The organism is Streptomyces sp. NPDC001351 (genome assembly GCF_042896045.1).
Lineage (GTDB): Bacteria > Actinomycetota > Actinomycetes > Streptomycetales > Streptomycetaceae > Streptomyces.
Genome location: NZ_JBIAWS010000016.1, coordinates 24,332 through 38,618, shown reverse-complemented (window position 1 = coordinate 38,618; position 14,287 = coordinate 24,332). Strand labels below are relative to the sequence as shown.

At 70.7% G+C, this 14,287-nt stretch carries 13 protein-coding genes; 6 read left to right on the top strand and 7 right to left on the bottom strand.

From position 1 onward, the window contains the following. Positions 1-19: 19 nt before the first annotated feature. The 6 genes from glpR to galU all read right to left on the bottom strand — a co-directional run bounded on the left by glpR (position 20) and on the right by galU (position 5,346). Positions 20-1,213: a gephyrin-like molybdotransferase receptor GlpR gene (glpR, locus tag ACFY1U_RS41195; protein ID WP_390699170.1), complete on the bottom strand. Its 1,194-nt coding sequence runs from the start codon at positions 1,211-1,213 to the stop codon at positions 20-22. Positions 1,214-1,422: 209 nt separating this feature from the next. Then, positions 1,423-2,025: a GNAT family N-acetyltransferase gene (locus ACFY1U_RS41190; protein ID WP_390699169.1), complete on the bottom strand. Its 603-nt coding sequence runs from the start codon at positions 2,023-2,025 to the stop codon at positions 1,423-1,425. Between the two features lie 20 nt (positions 2,026-2,045). Next, complete coding sequence (locus ACFY1U_RS41185) at positions 2,046-2,552, bottom strand: molybdenum cofactor biosynthesis protein B (RefSeq protein ID WP_390699168.1); 507 nt, start codon at positions 2,550-2,552, stop codon at positions 2,046-2,048. Beyond that, positions 2,549-3,028 (bottom strand): cyclic pyranopterin monophosphate synthase MoaC, encoded by a 480-nt coding sequence (moaC, locus tag ACFY1U_RS41180; protein ID WP_390699167.1) that lies wholly within the window; start codon positions 3,026-3,028, stop codon positions 2,549-2,551. The genes ACFY1U_RS41185 and moaC overlap by 4 nt, the downstream gene beginning before the upstream one ends. An 87-nt stretch (positions 3,029-3,115) precedes the next feature. After that, positions 3,116-4,438 carry a gephyrin-like molybdotransferase Glp gene (glp, locus tag ACFY1U_RS41175; protein WP_390699166.1) on the bottom strand — a complete coding sequence of 441 codons (1,323 nt, stop codon included), beginning with the start codon at positions 4,436-4,438 and terminating at the stop codon, positions 3,116-3,118. A gap of 5 nt (positions 4,439-4,443) precedes the next feature. Next, positions 4,444-5,346: a UTP--glucose-1-phosphate uridylyltransferase GalU gene (galU, locus tag ACFY1U_RS41170; protein ID WP_390699165.1), complete on the bottom strand. Its 903-nt coding sequence runs from the start codon at positions 5,344-5,346 to the stop codon at positions 4,444-4,446. Positions 5,347-5,440: 94 nt separating this feature from the next. Here galU and ACFY1U_RS41165 point away from each other — a divergent pair, with 94 nt between their 5' ends. Continuing rightward, a complete protein-coding gene (locus ACFY1U_RS41165; RefSeq protein WP_390699164.1) occupies positions 5,441-6,055 on the top strand; it encodes a 5-formyltetrahydrofolate cyclo-ligase in 615 nt (204 codons plus the stop codon). A 75-nt stretch (positions 6,056-6,130) separates the two neighbouring features. Here the strand turns inward: ACFY1U_RS41165 and ACFY1U_RS41160 are convergent, their stop codons facing one another. Further along, positions 6,131-8,917, bottom strand: coding sequence for a penicillin acylase family protein (locus ACFY1U_RS41160; protein WP_390699163.1), 2,787 nt, complete (start codon positions 8,915-8,917; stop codon positions 6,131-6,133). Positions 8,918-9,157: 240 nt separating this feature from the next. Between ACFY1U_RS41160 and ACFY1U_RS41155 the strand changes: the two genes are divergently transcribed. The 5 genes from ACFY1U_RS41155 (at position 9,158) to ACFY1U_RS41135 (ending at position 14,275) form a co-directional block, all read left to right on the top strand. Next, positions 9,158-10,699: a potassium/proton antiporter gene (locus tag ACFY1U_RS41155; protein WP_390699353.1), complete on the top strand. Its 1,542-nt coding sequence runs from the start codon at positions 9,158-9,160 to the stop codon at positions 10,697-10,699. Between the two features lie 277 nt (positions 10,700-10,976). Next, positions 10,977-12,239 carry an MFS transporter gene (locus ACFY1U_RS41150; RefSeq protein ID WP_390699162.1) on the top strand — a complete coding sequence of 421 codons (1,263 nt, stop codon included), beginning with the start codon at positions 10,977-10,979 and terminating at the stop codon, positions 12,237-12,239. A gap of 67 nt (positions 12,240-12,306) precedes the next feature. Then, the gene (locus ACFY1U_RS41145) at positions 12,307-12,615 is read left to right on the top strand and encodes an FmdB family zinc ribbon protein (protein WP_390699161.1); all 309 of its coding nucleotides are present in this window, start codon (positions 12,307-12,309) and stop codon (positions 12,613-12,615) included. A gap of 99 nt (positions 12,616-12,714) precedes the next feature. After that, positions 12,715-13,548: an S-methyl-5'-thioadenosine phosphorylase gene (locus ACFY1U_RS41140; RefSeq protein WP_099929450.1), complete on the top strand. Its 834-nt coding sequence runs from the start codon at positions 12,715-12,717 to the stop codon at positions 13,546-13,548. A 181-nt stretch (positions 13,549-13,729) separates the two neighbouring features. Next, complete coding sequence (locus tag ACFY1U_RS41135) at positions 13,730-14,275, top strand: hypothetical protein (RefSeq protein ID WP_390699160.1); 546 nt, start codon at positions 13,730-13,732, stop codon at positions 14,273-14,275. The last annotated feature ends 12 nt before the right edge of the window (positions 14,276-14,287 follow it).

Sequence of the window (14,287 nt, the reverse complement as noted above, 5' to 3'; positions counted from 1 at the left end):
AGCGGCACAGGTCGGGGGGCTACTCGTTGGCGGCGCGGGGCCGCTCGCCGTCCTCGTACTGGTCGAACAGCGGTGTACGCCCCCGCTCCCGGGCCCGCCGCGCGGAAGCCGCCCGGCGGGCGTCACTGCGCCCGTCGTCGTCCCCCTTGTCCTCCGCGGGGGCGGCCGTGCCCGGTTCCGCGGTCTCGGCGGCCGGCGTCTCCTGACCCCGGGCCACGGAGCCCGACCGCGCCGAGCTCCAGGTGTCCGGCGCCCCGAGATCGACGTCCGCGGTGGCCCGCGGAGCGACCGGCGCGGTCACATAGGTCGGCAGCGGCACAGGCACCGGGTCCCAGCTGTCCCCGTGCCCGGGCCGCCGCTGCCGCTCGCGCTGCTGGTCCACCCACTCGGCGTGGTCGGTCTGCTCGACGAGGGCACGCCGGTCGGCGGCGAGCGCGGACAGGCCAGGGTCGGTGTCCTGCGCAGGTCCCTCGTCCGATTCACCGGCGTCCGCTTCGGCGGCGGCCGTGCGGCGGCGCGGCTGGCGGGCGCGCTCGCGGAGCCGCTCGGCGGCGTCCTCGGCGCGGCGCCGGTCCATCTGGTAGGCGAACCGGCGGCGCTCCTGGGAGCGCAGGTACGCGATGTACGCGCTGAGCAGCACGGCGGGCACGCCGGGCGCCCACAGGAACGCGAGCCCCCCGACCGCGGCGACGATCGCGCCGAGCGTGAACGCGATGAAGAGCATCACGGTGGTGCGCCGGCGCCGCGCGAGCGCCTTCATTCGCCGGGCGCGCGCCAGGGCGGCTTCCTCCGAGGGGGAACGCCGGGCCGCGGGCACCCGCTTCCGCGCCGGGACGGGGGCCGGTGCGGGCGCCGGGGCTTCCGCCTGTTCCCGCGCGGGTTGCGCGCGCCCTGGCGCCTGTGCCTGTACGGGTACGTCCGCACGCGCCTGGGGACGGTTCGGAGGCATGGCGAAGGCCCGGACGTCCACCGAGTCGGTGACGACGTCCGGACGACCGGCGCTGGACTCCCCCTCTTCGGTGGAGCGCGCCTGCAGGTCCTTGGCGTACCGGCGCTCCATTCCCGCCCGTCCGGACAGCAGCCGGATGGCGGTGCTGAAGCGTTCCGTCGGACGGGCCTCGTTCAGCTCGTCCTGCCTACGGAGCCACATCGGCACCAAGTAGGCGGCCCAGGCCCCGACAATGACTGCGTAGATGAGGCCGCTGCTGCTCACGCCTCACACGGTAGAGGGGTTTGCGTGAGGCCATCTGCCAATTGAGCCGGTGTGTCGCACGATCTGGCTGATATTTCGAACTTTTTTTGTGACCGATGCGATCAGCACCCCACCGGGGGCGTGAATTTAGCGCCTTGAGACGGTCGCCGCTCGATCAATTTCGAACATGTATTCAATTCCCGGGCTTCCCGTGCTTCCGGCTTCCCGGGTTATGCGGGATTCCCCCGAGTACGTGCCCGCTGCCAGCGGCTCAGCAACCCGTCGGGTACCTCTTCCGCGGTGAGCGCGAAGACGAGGTGGTCGCGCCAAGCTCCGTCGATGTGGAGATAACGCGGTCTGAGGCCCTCCTCGCGGAATCCGAGTTTCTCCACGACCCGGCGGCTCGGCCCGTTCTCGGGGCGAATGCAGACCTCGATGCGGTGCAGTCCGACGGTGCGGAAACAGTGGTCCACGACAAGCGCCACCGCGGTCGGCATCACTCCGCGTCCGGCCACCGACTCGTCCACCCAGTAGCCGATGTGGCCCGAGCACATGGAGCCCCAGGTGATTCCGGCGACCGTCAACTGCCCGACCAGACGCCCCTGGTACTCGATGACGAACGGCAGCATCCGGCCGGAGTTCGCTTCGGACCGCAGGTGCCGGACCATCTGACGGTAGGTCGGCCGGTGCGCGATCGGCCCGCTCGGAGTGGGCGGCGGAATGGTCGCCTCCCAGGGGCGCAGCCAGTCCCGGTTGCGGCGGTTGACCTCGCGCCAGGCCCGCTGGTCGCGCAGCTTTATCGGCCTCAGGACGATGTCGCCGTCCGTCAGCACGACGGGCCAGGATGGGCTGTTCAGCTCGCACCCCCAGTGGTGGAGCCGGGTCTGGGGTGGTCGCCGCCGCGGATCTGGTCGACGGCGTGGACCAGGACGGGTTCCAGGACGGCCAGGCCGTCCTTCACCCCGCCGGTGGAGCCCGGCAGATTGACGATCAGCGTGCTTCCCGCCACTCCGGCCAGACCCCGGGAGAGCGCGGCGGTGGGCACCTTGTCCCGTCCGAACGCCCTGATGGCCTCGGCGATGCCCGGCACCTCGTGGTCGATCACCGCGCGCGTCGCCTCGGGCGTGCGGTCGGTGGGCGAAAGGCCGGTGCCGCCGGTGGTCACGATCACGTCGTAGCCGGCGTCGACGGCGGCGCGCAGGGCGGCCTGGACCGGGTCCCCGTCGGGCACGACCTGCGGTCCGTCCACGGCGAAGCCGAAGCCCTTCAGGCCGTCGGCGATCAGCGGGCCGCCCTTGTCCTCGTAGACACCGGCGGCCGCCCTGTTCGAGGCAGTGACGACCAGAGCGCGATACGTCATGTCCGGCTCCAGTCGCCCGACTTGCCGCCCGTCTTCTCCTCCACCCGTACGTCTGTGATGACCGCTCCCTTGTCGACCGCCTTGACCATGTCGATCACCGTGAGTGCGGCGACGGAGACGGCGGTGAGGGCCTCCATCTCGACGCCCGTGCGGTCCGTGGTCCTGACGGTGGCCAGGATCTCGACGGCGTCGTCCGCGACCGACAGGTCCAGTTTCACACCGGACACCGACAACGGGTGACAGAGCGGGATCAGGTCCGGGGTGCGCTTGGCGCCCATGATGCCCGCGATGCGCGCGGTGGCGAGGGCGTCGCCCTTGGGGACCCCCTCGCCGCGCAGCAGCTCGACCACTCGGGGCGAGACGAGGACGCGTCCGCTGGCGCGGGCGGTGCGCGCGGTCACGTCCTTGCCGGACACGTCGACCATGCGGGCGGCGCCCGCGTCGTCGATGTGGGTCAGTCGATCGTCCGTACTCATTGGCTGTGTGGCGCTCCCGGTCCGGGCCCCTCGCGGTGCGGCGTGCGGGCCTGTTGTGCGCGACACGGTATCGCGGGCCGGGAGCACTCAGCCGAGCAGGACGACCTCCACCTCGGAGCCGGGCTCGACGGACTCCACGTCCTCGGGGACGACGATCAGCGCGTCGGCGTGCGCGAGGGCCGCGACCAGGTGCGATCCGGCGCCGCCGACCGGGGTCACGGAGCCGTCGGCGTACGTCCCGCGCAGGAACTGTCTACGGCCCTTCGGCGAGGTCAGCGCCTTACGGGCGGTGAGGGTCGCGCGGGTGCGCGGCCGGTGCAGGTCGTCGAGCCCCATGAGGGTGCGGATGGCGGGGCGGACGAAGAGCTCGAAGGAGACATACGACGACACCGGGTTGCCGGGCAGGGCCAGCAGAGGGGTGTGGTCGGGGCCGATGGAGCCGAAGCCCTGGGGCTTGCCCGGCTGCATGGCGAGCTTGCGGAAGTCGATGCCGCTGCCCGGCACGTCCTCGTCGCCGACGTACGACAGGGCCTCCTTGACCACGTCGTACGCCCCGACGCTCACGCCGCCCGTGGTGACCAGGAGGTCGGCGCGCACCAGCTGGTCCTCGATGGTGGAGCGGAGGGTCTCCGCGTCGTCGGCGACGGCACCCACCCGGTAGGCGATGGCGCCGGCGTCGCGGGCGGCGGCGGTGAGGGCGAAGCTGTTGGAGTCGTAGATCTGGCCGCTGCCCAGTTTCTCGTCGGGCTGGACGAGTTCGCTGCCGGTGGACATGACGACCACGCGCGGGCGCGGGCGCACGCGTACCGTGCCGCGGCCGATTGCGGCGAGCAGGGCGATCTGCGGCGGTCCGAGGACCGTGCCGGCCTCGAGGGCGCGGTCGCCGGACTTCACGTCGCTGCCCTTCGCGCGTACGTGCGCGCGTGCCTCAGCCGGGCGGTACACGTGCACGTGTCCCTCCGCCCCCTCGGGGGCCAGGGACCGGGCGCGCATACCGGTCGCCGGCCCTTCGCCGAGGCCGCCGTCGGTCCACTCGACGGGGACGACGGTCTCCGCGCCGGACGGCAGCGGAGCGCCGGTCATGATGCGGGCGGCCTGGCCGGGGCCCACATGGAGCAGGCCGGCCTGGCCCGCCGCGACATCCCCGACGACGGCCAGGACGGCGGGGAACTCCGCGCTCGCGCCCGCGACATCCGAGACCCGCACCGCGTACCCGTCCATGGAGCTGTTGTCGAACGGCGGCAGGGAGACCGGCACCGTGACGTCCTCGACCAGGACGCAGCCCTGGGCGTCGAGGAGTTGCAGCTCGATGGGTTCCAGGGGGCGGACGGTCGTGAGGATGTCCTCCAGGTGTTCGTCCACCGACCAGAGGTGGTCCTGGCCGGTGGTGCGGGGCGCGGCGCTGCTCAACGTTGCTACATCTCCTCGGCTACGTAACTGCGAAGCCAGGTCCGGAAGTCCGGGCCCAGGTCTTCACGTTCGCATGCGAGTCTGACAATGGCACGCAGGTAGTCGCCGCGGTCACCGGTGTCATAGCGGCGGCCCTTGAAGACGACGCCGTGTACGGGACCGCCCACCTTCTCGTCGGCGGCGAGCTGCTGCAGGGCGTCGGTGAGCTGGATCTCGCCGCCGCGGCCCGGCTCGGTCTTGCGCAGTATGTCGAAGATGTGCGGGTCGAGGACGTAGCGGCCGATGATCGCGTAGTTGGACGGGGCGTCGGCGGCGGCCGGCTTCTCGACGAGGTCGTGGACCTTGACCACGTCGGCGTCCCCGGTGGGGTCGACGGCCGCGCAGCCGTAGAGGTGGATCTGCTCGGGTGCGACCTCCATGAGCGCGATGACGCTGCCGCCGCGCTGCTCCTGGACCTCGACCATGCGCGCGAGGAGCGGGTCGCGCGGGTCGATCAGGTCGTCGCCGAGGAGGACGGCGAAGGGCTCGCGGCCGACGTGCGGGGCGGCGCACAGCACCGCGTGGCCGAGGCCCCTGGGGTCGCCCTGACGCACGTAGTGCATGGTCGCGAGGTCGCTGGACTCCTGGACCTTGGCGAGCCTGCCCGCGTCGCCCTTCTTCTGGAGGGCGGACTCGAGCTCGTAGTTGCGGTCGAAGTGGTCCTCCAGGGGACGCTTGTTGCGGCCCGTGATCATGAGGACGTCGTCGAGGCCCGCCGACACGGCCTCTTCGACCACGTATTGGATCGCCGGCTTGTCGACGACCGGCAGCATCTCCTTGGGAGTGGCCTTGGTGGCCGGCAGGAACCGGGTGCCGAGGCCCGCTGCAGGGATGACAGCCTTGCTGATCCTGGGGTGCGACTGGGTCATGGCGGCAACCATATCCGGTGCCTTGGCTGGGAATCTGAGGCTCCGGTTAATTGGCTCTCATATGAGCGCATATGGAAGGGTACGGGTGCCACCTATGAGTCACATCGGACGTGCGACCGAGACTGACAAGCGAATGTTGCGGCGAGAGCTCCTCGCGGTGAGAAACAGATTGACGGCCGATGACGTGCGGGAATCCGCGGACGCGCTGGCCGCCCGCGCCCTCGGGCTGCCGGAGCTGGCGCATGCGCGCACGGTGGCGGCGTACGTCTCCGTGGGGAGCGAGCCGGGCACGCTCGCGCTGCTGGACGCGCTGCGCGAGCGGGGCGTGCGCGTCCTGCTTCCCGCCCTTCTCCCGGACAACGATCTCGACTGGGGCGCCTACGCCGGGGAGGGCTCCCTCGCGCGCGTCCAACACGGCGGAAAAATGGCCCTCTTCGAGCCCACCGGCGAACGCCTCGGACCGGACGCCGTGACCGGCGCCGACGTCGTGCTGCTGCCCGGTCTCGCCGTCGACGCCCGGGGGATGCGGCTGGGGCGCGGCGGAGGGTCGTACGACCGCGTCCTCACGCGTCTGCAGCGCGCGGACGCCCACCCCGCGCTGGTGGTGCTGCTGTACGACTCGGAGGTCGTCGGGCATGTCCCGGAGGAGGCGCACGACCGGCCGGTGCATGCGGTGGTGACGCCGTCGGGAGTACGGCGGTTCACATGAGAAGTGCCCTCCACGCGCGCGTGGAGGGCACTTTCCGTGACCCGTGACCGTGACCCGTGAGCTAGAGCCGGTGGCTCATGGCTTCAGGACCAGGGTGTCGCTCGTGTTCTTGTCGACGGCCTTGTCCGAGAAGTTCCAGTCGAGCAGTTCGCCCTTGACCCACTTGCTCGTCTGGTCGGTGTAGTGGGCGCTGTAGGCGTGCCCCGAGGCGCCGGTGAGGTTGATCCACTTCGACTTGTCGAGGTCGTCGAGGTTGACCACCATGCGCATCGACGGCACCCAGACAACGCCGTAGCCGCCGGCGGCGTTCCAGCCGGTGGCGTCGACCGTCGCCTCGCCGCCGCTGAGCTTCCAGGGGCCGCGGTTGAGGATGTACTTCACGAAGGCGGGGCCGTCGGTGCCGAGGGTCTGGTTCTTCAGGAACAGACGGTGCAGCCGGCCCCAGCTCCAGGTGTCGATGTCCTTGCCGAGCTTGGCCGTCAGCTCCCAACGGGCGTCGATCATGGCGCGCTTGAAGAGATCGTCGCGGTTGTCGCTCGCCCCGGGCCGGGTGAGCGACTTGGGCGTGGACCACCAGTCGCTCTTCTGGTCGTCCATGAGGGTGCGGACGACCTCGAACCAGCGGTCGCCGCCGTCCGGCTGCGCCTGGTCGGCGGCGCGCTCGCCGCACTCGCGCACCTTGTTCGTCTCGTCCGCGGGCCCGGTGCTGTTGACCGGGTCGACCCACAGGCACTGGCCCTCGACCCGCAGCTCCTTGGGCAGCTTGTTGCCGAAGGCGAGCTTGAGGATGTTGCGCCAGACCGCGTTGAAGTAGGCGGCGGCCGCCGAGTCGGCGTCCTGGGTGTAGTCCCAGCCCTCCAGCAGGTCCTGGGCCTCACGGACGGCCTTCGCCCCGCGGACGTCCTTGTCCGTGATGTCGATCTTCAGCAGCTTGGGCACGAGCAGCTTGGCGATCTCGCTGCTGTTGTCCAGCTGCATCTGGCGCATGTCGTCGGTGGAGATCTTGCCGCCGCCCCTGATCTTCGACTCGATCAGGTCGGTGATGCGCTGGCTGCGGGTGCCGTAGCCCCAGTCGGTGGTGAGCGTGTAGGGGTACTTGTTCTTGTCGATCACCGCCTGGTTGGCGGTGACGATGTAGCCGCGCTTGGGGTTGAACTCGTACGGCAGCGCGTCCTTGGGGATGTACCCGGTCCACTTGTAGCCGGAGTCCCAGCCCGGCGCCGGGATGGAGCCGTCGTCCTTCTTGGCGCGCGTGGGGATCTTTCCGGGCAGCGTGTAGCCGATGTTGTTCTTGTCGGCGTAGACGAGGTTCTGCGAGGGCACGTCGAACAGGGCGGCCGCGGAGCGGAAGTCGCTCCAGTTCGACGCCCTGTCCAGGGCGAAGACGGCGTCCATGGAGGTGCCCGGGTCGAGCGCGGTCCAGCGCAGCGCGATGCCGTAGCCGTCGCCGCGGTCGGGCGCTGCGGTGTTGACGGTGGCCTTCTTGCCGACCGTCACGAGCTCGTCGTCGCGGTCGGAGAGCAGGGGCATCCCGTCGGCGGTCTGGCGCACGACGATCGTCTTGGACGTGCCGCCGGCGACCTTGATGGTCTCCTCGCGGGTCTTGAACGGCCGCACCGTGCCGTCGTAGAGGTAGCCGTCGCCGGAGACCTTCTCCAGGTACAGGTCGGTGACGTCGACACCCGAGTTGGTCATGCCCCAGGCGATGTCCTGGTTGTGGCCGATGACCACGCCGGGCATGCCCGCGAAGGTGTAACCGGTCACGTCGTACTGGCACTTGCTGGAGACGGTGCGGCAGTGCAGGCCCATCTGGTACCAGACGGACGGCAGCGAGGCCGACAGGTGCGGGTCGTTGGCCAGCAGCGGCTTGCCGGTGATGGTGTGCTCCCCGGCGACGACCCAGGAGTTGGAGCCGATGCCCTGGCCGTTCACGCCGACGGCCGTGGGCACGTTGTCCAGGACCTTGTAGAGACCCGACAGCTGGCTCGTCAGGGCCGATCCGGCCGCCGACGAGGACGCGCCGGTCGCACCGCTCGTCGCCGTACCGGACGTGCCGCTCGTGGACGAGCTGCCGTTCTGCTCGAACGTCTTGGTGAGCGTGTTGTACTGGCCCTCCTGGACGATCGCCTTGTTGCGGCTGTACGGGTAGTCCGGGTACAGGTCGGCGATCTGCTTGGGGCCGAGACGGCTGGTCATCAGGGCGCGGTCGATCTCGTCCTGCATGTTGCCGCGCAGGTCCCAGGCCATCGCCTTCAGCCAGGAGATCGAGTCCACCGGGGTCCACTGCGCCGGCTTGTAGTCGTTGACGAAGCCCAGCGCCGCGTACTCCAGGGAGATGTCCTTGCCGTCCTTGCCCTGCAGATAGGCGTTGACTCCCTTGGCGTACGCCTGGAGGTACTTCTTGGTGGAGGCCGACAGCTTGGTGTCGTACTCCTTCTTCGCCACCCGGTCCCAGCCCAGGGTGCGCAGGAATTCGTCGTCCTTGACCTGGTCCTTGCCGAACATCTCCGACAGCCGGCCGGAGGTCATGTGGCGGCGCACGTCCATCTCGTAGAACCGGTCCTGCGCCTGGACGTAGCCCTGCGCCATGAACAGGTCCTCGTCGGTGGAGGCGTAGATCTGCGGGATGCCGTTGCCGTCGCGCTTCACGTCGACGGGTCCTGACAGGCCGTCGAGCGTGATCGATCCCTTGGTCTGCGGGAACGACGCGCGGACGGTGCTGATGGACCAGTACGCCCCGTAGGCGATGCCTCCGATGATGGCCAGAACCAGTACCAGCACGACCAATCGGGCTTTGCGCCCCTTCTTCCTGCCGGACTTGCCGGGCTTGTCACCCGTTGTGGCGGTGATGTTGGGGGGCATCGCTGTCCTTGCTGTCCTAACGCGAGCGGCAGGCGGGGCTGTGACTTTGAATGAGCGCTGGAGCAACCATAGGCGCAGGGCCCTGGGGGCCTTGACGCGGAGTCGGGAACAAGAGCGGGCGGGTGTTCGATCTTGCCTTCCCGAGCGTCAAGAAATCGTCAAGAGTTAGGTAAGGTAACGAAGTACTTGGGTGCGGAGTTTCTCGGCTTCGTGTCCTATGTACGTGAGCTCCCGCGCGGGATGCGTGTGAGCCAGGGAAGGGAACGGCCGCTGACTGTCCACCACCTCAACCAGCTTCTGCTCGTCTGCTCGCTCGTCCTGCTCGTCGCCGTGGCCGCGGTCCGGATCTCCTCGCGCAGCGGGCTCCCCAGCCTGCTCGTGTACCTGGGGATCGGGGTCCTCATGGGCCAGGACGGCATCGGCAACATCCACTTCAGCAATGCCGAACTGACCCAGGTCATCGGATACGCGGCCCTCGTCGTGATCCTGGCCGAGGGCGGTCTGGGCACGAAGTGGAAGGAGATCGAGCCGGCCCTGCCGGCCGCCTCCGCGCTGGCACTGGGCGGGGTCGCGGTGAGCGTCGGGGTCACGGCATCGGCCGCGCACTTCCTGGTCGGGCTGGAGTGGCGGCAGGCGCTGATCGTCGGGGCGGTGGTCTCCTCCACGGACGCGGCGGCGGTCTTCTCGGTGCTGCGGAAGATCCCGCTGCCCGCGCGCGTGACGGGCACCCTGGAGGCCGAGTCCGGCTTCAACGACGCCCCCGTGGTCATCCTGGTGGTCGCCTTCTCCACGGCCGGCCCGGTCTCCCACTGGTACGTGCTGCTGGGCGAGATAGCCCTGGAGCTCGCCATCGGCGCGGCCATCGGCCTCGCGGTGGGCTGGCTCGGCTCCTGGGGCCTTCGGCACGTGGCGCTGCCCGCCTCGGGCCTGTATCCGATCGCCGTGATGGCGATCGCCGTCACCGCGTACGCGGGCGGCGCGCTCGCGCACGGCAGCGGCTTCCTGGGCGTCTATCTCGCCTCGATGGTGATGGGCAACGCGAAACTGCCCCACTGGCCCGCCACCCGCGGCTTCGCCGACGGCCTGGGCTGGATCGCACAGATCGGCATGTTCGTCCTGCTCGGCCTGCTGGTCACCCCGCACGAACTCGGCGACGACGTGGTGCCCGCGCTCGTCATCGGCCTGGCGCTGACCATGGTGGCGCGCCCGCTGAGCGTGGTGCTGTGCCTGACGCCGTTCCGGGTGCCGTGGCAGGAGCAGACCCTGATGTCCTGGGCGGGGCTGCGCGGCGCGGTCCCCATCATCCTGGCGACGATCCCGATGGTGCAGGGCGTGGACGCGAGCCACCGCATCTTCAACATCGTCTTCGTGCTGGTCGTCGTCTACACCCTGGTGCAGGGGCCGACGCTGCCCTGGCTCGCCCGCAAGCTGCGCCTGGGCGAGGACGCCGAGGCCGCCGACCTCGGCATCGAGTCGGCCCCGCTGGAGCGGCTGCGCGGGCATCTGCTGTCCGTCGCGATCCCCGAGGGCTCGAAGATGCACGGCGTCGAGGTGGCCGAGCTGCGCCTGCCGGCCGGGGCCGCCGTCACCTTGGTCGTCCGCGAAGGAAAATCGTTTGTCCCCCTGCCGACCACGGTGCTGCGGCGCGGCGACGAACTGCTCGTCGTCGCCACGGATCCGGTGCGGGACGCGGCCGAGCGGCGACTGCGCTCGGTCGGCCACGGCGGCAAGCTGGCGGGATGGCTCGGGACGAACGGGACGGGAGCGGGAGCCGGGCGTTAATGGTGTGTTTCGTACGGTTCACACCCTAGGTAATCGCAGGTGAACGCCCCGCAGGGTGCTCGTATTCACAGGCATATCCCCCGCTGATCCCTGTACGATGAAGGCGCACCCAGATCGAACCAACTCTGCCTGACGCAGTGCTGGCGCGACCGTATGGCGGCCGGAACGTCCCTCCGCAGTGGACCGCCGGTATCTACCGCAGTTCCGCGCAAGAGGACAGCTCTCGGCGCCGCCCGCACAAAGGGGCGCGCTACCAGGCGGCAGAAAGGCACGGGCCGTGGCATCCACGGTCACCTCCCGCCCGGGCTACGGACAGCTGCTGCGCACCCGCGGCGCCTGGACGTTCCTGCTCCCCGGCTTCGCGGCACGCCAGCCGTTCGCGATGCTCACCATCTCCATCGTGCTGCTGGTGCAGCACACCACCGGCTCCTACGGCGCGGCGGGCGCCGCCGCGGCCGTCACCGGCGTCTCCATGGCCCTGTTCGCGCCCTACAGCGGCCGCCTCGCCGACCGCTACGGGCAGCGCGCCGTGCTGATCCCCGGCGTGCTGCTGCACTCGCTGTCGGGCCTGACCCTCACCGCGCTCGCGCTGGCCCACGCGCCCCTGTGGGCCCTGTTCGCGGCGGCCGTGCCGACCGGCGCCTCGGTGCCGCAGGTCGGCCCCATGGTGCGCGCCCGCTGGGGCGTGAAGCTCCAGGGCTCGCCCCTGATGACCACCGCGGCCGCCTTCGAGTCCGTCACGGACGAGCTGACCTTCGTCTTCGGCCCGCTGCTCGCCACCGCCCTGTGCACCGCCGTCACCCCGGCCGCGGGCCTGGTGACCGAGGCCGCGCTGACGCTCGTCGGCGGCCTGCTGTTCGCGGCGCAGAAGAGCACACAGCCCGCGGTCACCCCCACGGGGCACGCGCGCGTGGAGCACGCCTCCGCACTGCGCGTCCCTGGTGTGCGCGTTCTGGTCGTCGCCTTCCTGGGCATCGGCTCCGTCTTCGGCGGCATGCAGGTCTCGCTGGCCGCGTTCACCGAGTCGATCGGCGAGCCCGGCCTGAACGGCGTCCTGTACGGCGTCTTCGCGGCGGGCAACATGCTCTCCGGCATCGTCTGCGGCGCCGTCGCCTGGAAGGTGGCACCGCAGCGGCGGCTCGTCCTCGGGTACGGCGCCCTCGCCCTGGCGGCCTCCGGCCTGTGGGCCGCACACTCGGTGCTCGTCCTGGCCGGTCTCGGCCTGCTCGTGGGCATGTGCATCGCGCCCGCGCTGATCACCGGCTACACGCTGGTCGAGGGCCTGGTCCCGGCCGGCGCCCGCACCGAGGCCTTCACCTGGCTGACCGGCGCGGTGGCACTCGGCCAGGCCGCGGCCGTCACGGTCGCCGGACAGCTGGAGGACCGCTTCTGGGGCGGGGCCGGATTCCTGGTGCCGATGGCCGGTACCGTACTGGCGCTGACGACCCTCGTGGCCCTTCGGTCGCGGCTCGTGGCACGGCCCCGCAGTCTGACCGTCGCACGTGGCGTCGGTCACCGAGTGCCGGTGACGGTGGACTGATCCTCGGGAATGCGTCACTATAGACGCTCGTTAGCACTCATTGAGTGAGAGTGCCAGGAGGAAGACAGTGCCCACCTACCAGTACCAGTGCACCGAGTGCGGCGAGGGCCTCGAGGCGGTGCAGAAGTTCACCGACGACGCTCTGACCGAGTGCCCCAACTGCGGTGGCCGCCTGAAGAAGGTGTTCTCCGCGGTCGGCATTGTCTTCAAGGGCTCCGGCTTCTACCGGAACGACAGCCGCGGCTCCTCTTCGAGCAGCTCGCCGGCGTCCTCGAAGTCGTCGACGTCCACCTCGTCGTCGGCCCCGTCCTCGTCGTCCTCGGACTCGAAGCCGTCGAGCACCGGCACCGCCTCCAGCAGCAGCTCCGCCGCCTAGGACCCGCTCACGGGACCCTGTCGTCGTTCGACGGCAGGGTTCCGGTCGTCTCCGGATCCCCCTCTCCGCGCGCCTCCGGGGGCCCGATACTGTGCGGCCATGGCGAACGCAGAGATCGGTGTAATCGGCGGCTCGGGCTTCTACTCCTTCCTCGACGACGTGACCGAGGTCCAGGTGGACACCCCCTACGGGCCGCCCAGCGACTCCCTCTTCCTCGGTGAGATCGCCGGGCGGCGGGTCGCCTTCCTGCCCCGCCACGGCCGCGGCCACCATCTGCCGCCGCACCGGATCAACTACCGGGCCAACCTGTGGGCACTGCGGTCGCTCGGCGTGCGTCAGGTGCTCGGCCCGTGCGCGGTGGGCGGGCTGCGCCCCGAGTACGGCCCGGGGACGCTGCTCGTGCCGGACCAGCTGGTCGACCGTACGAAGTCCCGGGTGGGGACGTACTTCGACGGGCTGCCGCTGCCCGGCGGCGACATCCCGAACGTGGTGCACGTGTCCCTGGCCGACCCCTACTGCCCCGTGGGACGCACGGCCGCTCTGAAGGCCGCGCGCGGCCGGGACTGGGAGCCGGTGGACGGCGGCACCCTGGTCGTGGTCGAGGGGCCGCGCTTCTCGACCCGCGCAGAATCGTTGTGGCATCAGGCGCAGGGCTGGTCGGTGGTCGGCATGACCGGCCATCCCGAGGCGGCGCTCGCCCGTGAACTGGAGCTGTGCTACTCGACGATGACGCTGGTCACCGACCTCGACGCGGGCGCCGAGACCGGCGAGGGCGTCTCGCACGACGAGGTGCTGCGGGTGTTCGCGGCGAATGTGGACCGGCTGCGGGGCGTGCTGTTCGACGCGGTGGCCGCCCTGCCGGCGAACGAGGACCGGGACTGCCTGTGCACGAAGGCGCTGGGCGGGATGGATCCGGGTTTCGAGCTGCCGTGACGAGGTGCCGGGGAGAAGCCTCAAGAGGGTTGGGGCTCCAGGACTCGTGGACTGCGGAACTCCCCGTTCCGGTGAGGGAGTTGTCCACAACCCGTCGGTAGTCCACCGGCGTCGGCGGAGATCGCCGCGAGGCCTCATCGTGGGCCTGCAAGCCGATTCCTCGACGCAGGCGGTGATCCGCATGTCCCTCCCTCCCCCGTCCTTCTTCCCCTCCCCTTCCACCCCGCGCCCACCCGGCACCGACGCCCCCGCCACCTGCGAGGTCCCGCACTTCGCTCCCGTGCGGGTGCGCGGCGGGCGGTATCAACTACAGCGGCTCGTACGGCACCGCAGGCGGGCCGTGGCCGCGGGCCTCGCGGTGACCGCGGCCGCGCTGGTGGCCGCGGGGCCACGGGCCACAGGACCGGCGCGTGGACATCCGGTGGCGGATCCCGTACGGAAGCACCGCGCCGTCGAGATGGTGGCCGCGCCGGTGCGGATCGCCGACGGGGCCACGGTCCGGCTGCTCAGGCCCGGCGACCGGGTGGATGTCGTCGCCGCCCAGGACACGGCGACGGGCGGCGACGCCCGTGTGGTCGCGCGCGGGGCACGGGTGACCAAGGTGCCGGAGCCTCTGGACAGCGGGGCCGACAGCGGGGCGCTGGTCGTGCTCTCGGTTCCTCGTAGCACCGCGGCACACCTCGCCGGCGCGAGCGCGACGGCGCGGCTGGCGGTGACGGTGTGCTGATCCACGATGTGT